This window comes from Stenotrophomonas terrae (genome assembly GCF_001431465.1).
Lineage (GTDB): Bacteria > Pseudomonadota > Gammaproteobacteria > Xanthomonadales > Xanthomonadaceae > Stenotrophomonas > Stenotrophomonas terrae.
The window spans coordinates 1-643 of record NZ_LDJJ01000137.1 but is presented as its reverse complement, the minus strand read 5'-3'; the positions used below and the strand labels follow the sequence as shown (position 1 = coordinate 643).

1 protein-coding gene is annotated in these 643 nt (G+C 60.0%); it reads left to right on the top strand.

What is annotated here, in order from left to right:
* A partial coding sequence (locus ABB27_RS19100) for a polysaccharide biosynthesis tyrosine autokinase (RefSeq protein WP_152984707.1) occupies positions 1-624 on the top strand: 624 nt, incomplete at its 5' end.
* Between the last annotated feature and the right edge of the window lie 19 nt (positions 625-643).

Below are 643 nucleotides of genomic sequence, written 5' to 3'. Positions count from 1 at the left end.
CTGCGCACCAGCCTGCATTTCGCAATGATGGAGGCCAAGAACAATATTCTGGTGGTGTCGGGCCCGCGGCCCGGGATCGGCAAGACCTTCATCGCGGCCAATCTTGCGGCGGTGATCGCCCAAGCTGGGCAGAAGGTGATAGTTGTGGATGCCGATATGCGCAGAGGCACCTTGCACAAGGTGCTGGGTGCGGCGCATTCGGCTGGCCTGTCGGACGTACTGGCTGGCAAGGTCGAGCTGAACGCTGCAATCAGTACTGCACCGGGGTTGGATGGCATGCATTACATCGGGCGTGGCGAAGTTCCGCCCAGCCCTTCGGAGTTGCTGATGCACCCGCGCTTCGCCCAGATACTGGAAGAGCTTGAGCGCAACTACGATCTGGTCATCATCGATACGCCGCCCGTGTTGGCAGTGACAGATGCGGTGATTGTTGCCAAGCACGCCGGCTCGACGCTGATGGTGACCCGCTTTGGCGTCAATCATCCCAAGGAGATTCGCTTGGCGATGAAGCGCTTCGAGCAGAATGGGGTGCAGGTAAAGGGCGCCATCTTCAACGCAGTGGAGAAGCGCAAGACCGGCTACCACAGCTACGCTTACTACGAGTACGCCTCTGACACGCCTTGATGTGGTTTGGCGCGCCACC